Source organism: Aquabacterium sp. (assembly GCF_036279675.1).
In the GTDB taxonomy this organism is placed as follows: Bacteria; Pseudomonadota; Gammaproteobacteria; order Burkholderiales; family Burkholderiaceae_C; genus Aquabacterium.
Genome location: NZ_DASUIS010000068.1, coordinates 1 through 3,120 on the forward strand (window position 1 = coordinate 1; position 3,120 = coordinate 3,120).

General features: G+C 63.7%; 3 protein-coding genes. All 3 read right to left on the bottom strand.

All coding sequences use genetic code 11. From position 1 onward, the window contains the following. Window positions 1-4: 4 nt before the first annotated feature. Window positions 5-784: an SDR family NAD(P)-dependent oxidoreductase gene (locus tag VFW93_RS08185; protein ID WP_329693501.1), complete on the bottom strand. Its 780-nt coding sequence runs from the start codon at window positions 782-784 to the stop codon at window positions 5-7. 95 nt (window positions 785-879) lie between these two features. Then, window positions 880-2,022 (bottom strand): DUF2235 domain-containing protein, encoded by a 1,143-nt coding sequence (locus tag VFW93_RS08190; protein WP_329693502.1) that lies wholly within the window; start codon window positions 2,020-2,022, stop codon window positions 880-882. Window positions 2,023-2,151: 129 nt separating this feature from the next. Next, window positions 2,152-3,012, bottom strand: coding sequence for a DUF1444 family protein (locus VFW93_RS08195; protein WP_329693503.1), 861 nt, complete (start codon window positions 3,010-3,012; stop codon window positions 2,152-2,154). Between the last annotated feature and the right edge of the window lie 108 nt (window positions 3,013-3,120).

Genomic DNA, 3,120 nt, shown 5'->3' on the forward strand with positions numbered 1-3,120 from the left:
GCGCTCAGAAGGGTTCTTTGAAGGGGCGCAGTTCCAGCTCGTGGCTCCAGGCCCCGCTGGGCTGCTGGTGGATCTGCCAGTAGTTCTCGGCAATCTGCGTGGGGTTCAGCGCGCCATTGCGGCGTTTGACCAGCCCCATCACGATGCGGCCCAGGCCACCAAAGGCGCCCTTGGCGCGCTGGCCTTCCACCATGCCGTCGATCACCACATGGGCCACGTGGATGCCCTGTGGCGCCACCTCCAGCGCCAGGCTGCCTGCAAAGGCGCGCAGCGCGGCTTTGGCCGACGCAAAGGCTGCAAACAGCGGCTTGCCCCGCAGCGAAGCGGTGGCGCCGGTGTAGATCACGGTGCCGCGCCCCTGGGGCAACATCATCCGGGCCGCGGCTTGCCCCACCAGGATGCCGGCCAGGCAGGTCAGGCGCCAGTTGCCTTCAATGAAGCTGGGTGGGGTGCCCAGCCAGCGCCGGGGCATGTTGAGGTAGGCCGCGTTGTAGACTGCTGCCTCCAGCCGATGGCCGCTGCGCTGGATCTGCGAAAAGATCGCCTGGATGTCGGCTTCATTGCTCAGGCTGTTGACCACCGCTGTGGCCTGGCCACCTTGCTTGCGGATGTGCGCCACCACGGTGTCCAGCTTGGCCTGTGTGCGCCCCACGATGAAAACGTGAAGGCCTGCTTGCGCGAAGCGGGCCGCCACGGCGCCGCCAATGCCTTCCAGTTCGCCAACGCCCACCACGAGCGCGCAAGGTGGCGCCAGCCGGGATCGGTCGGAGTGTGTTTGCTGCATGCCCAGCACTGTAGACAGCGGCTGGCGGGCTGACAACCGATTGTTTCTTGACGACGCTTAAGGATGGCTAATGCCAGTGCGTTGGCCAAGCGGCCTCACTTCGGCCTGTTGCCCGGCGCGTATTTCTCCGCCGGCTTCTCCGGATCCGGCTTCACCGCAGGCAGCGCGCAGCGTTGTGCAATGGCCGGGTCTTCCTTCAGCTTGATGTGCATGCCGTCAAAGGGGCGTGGCTCGCGCTTGTTGATGTAGACCACGCTCTTCCAGGGCTCGTGCGCGGTGGCGCCTGGGTCGGCTTGCAGCGGGGGCTTGTCGAGCAGCACGCCGCAGCCCTTGAGCTTGTCGAGCATCCAGCCCAGGGCGATGTCTGACAGGCCGCTTTCCGGGTAGCCGCCGCCCACGTCCGCGTGCGCGCCCGGGAAAAGCACTTGCTCCACGCGCGGGGTGTCTTCCGTCCATAGGGTGGGGATGAAGGGCGCGCGGCGCTCGTCCAGCGACACGGCATGGAAGCCCTTCTGGATCTTGGGGTTGAGCTTCAGGTCACAGAACTGGAAGGCGTCGTGCTTGTCACCATCGCCAAAAATCTCGGGGATGCCGAGCGCGCCTACGGTGTCCCACACACCCACAGCCGCGATGGCGGGCACGGCTTGCAGATCGTCGGGGCCGATGTCGTCACGGGTGACGAAGCCAGGCAGATCAGCCACCACCGATATCAGTCGGGCCAGCGGGTTGCCCGTCTTGCGGCTTTCGGCATGGCGGTACCAGACCTGTGAGGCGCGCTTGTAGGCCTTTTCGCGGCCATCGGCGTCGGCATAGTTGATGTTCTTGAGCAGGCCCTGCGAGCAGATCAGGCCTGCCAGGGCACGTGCCGTGTAGGCGCCGCGGCTGAAGCCGATGATGTAGATCTGGTCGCCCGGCTCGTAGTTGCGCGAGATGAAGGTGTAGCCACGCACGATGCGGGCGATGGTGCCTGCACCCGTGGCGCCGCCAAATACCTTCCGGATCGGGTTTCTGGAGTCACCCACGCCGTGGATGTACTTGGCCACCTGCTGCACGCCTTTGACGCCATCGAGCACCTTCTCCTGCTCGCCAGCATCCAGCAGTGACCTGGTGGACAAGCCCCCAGACAAGGCCAGGAAGGTCTTGTACACATTGGTGCAGTCGGGGGTGCCGTCTGTGTTGTCATCCTGGCCGGGCGAGTTCCAGGTGCCATCGGCACAGAAGATGATGTTCTTGCTCATGTTCGTACTCCTGTTGATCCAGAGAAGACATCACGTGCTGATTTGATTACACGCGAGATGTCTCCAGAATAGGAGTGGCCGCCGTGGCTGTCCATACGCAAGCCACGTTCTAGGGGGGCGCCAGCGCCCTCAGTCTTCGCCGATGGCTTCGACCAGGGTGGCGTTGCGCAGGCCCTTGTCGTCAACAACGAAGAGTTCGTAGGTGAGCGGGTGGGGTTGCTGCTGGTAGTCCTGCACCACGCGCTCGGCCAGTGTCCGCTTGCGCGGGTTGTCAATGCGCCAGGCAATCAGGAAATCCCGGTTGGGGATGGCCACGAGCGCATCACCGTGAAGCACCTTGCGGATGAAGCTCTGCACCTCGGGCAGCAGGATGCGGGCGCTGTCGTAGCTGTCGTGCTGGCTGGAGATCACGAGGTTCACCTCATCGCCATCCATGTTGAGCCGCAGCTGGCTGGTGGGCGAGATCTTCTGCAGGTTCTCCATGGCGGTGGCCTGCAGTTCTGGCAGCTTGATGCCCCACGCTTCCATGTCCTTGGGTGTCACGAAGGCACGGGTGTTGTCGTTGTCCACCACGAAGCAGCGCGCCACACGCAGGCCCATGGGCAGGCACTGCGCCATCTTCTGGTATTCAGACGGCGACACGGTAGGCAGGATGCGGGCTTTGACCTCGGCCCAGCTACGCGGTTTGCCAAGGTCTCGTGACTCCTTGAGCAAGGTCTCGATGGTCTTGACGGCGAAGTCAACCGCCGCCTGACCTTCAAGCTGGGTCTGCGCGATCTGCTTCTTGATGTTGTCCAGGCCGAGTGTGTGTTGATCAATGCTGATCAGCCCCTTGTCGCGGTCGAAGGTGACCTTGCCATTGCCGGGGTTGGCCTTCAGGGCCAGGTAGACCTGTTCTTCCAGGCTGGTGGCTTGGGCGTGTGCGATTGGATGGAGCGAGAGCGCAAAGAGCAGCGCACAGGCGGCAAGGCGGTGTCGGGCAGGTTTCATGAGCTTGTGATCAGCGTGCATTGGCGCTGCTGTTGAGGAGCGGATCGCCAAAGACCTCGGCATCGTTGGCAAGGTGCAGGCCGTTCTCGTCGAGGTAGAACAATTCAG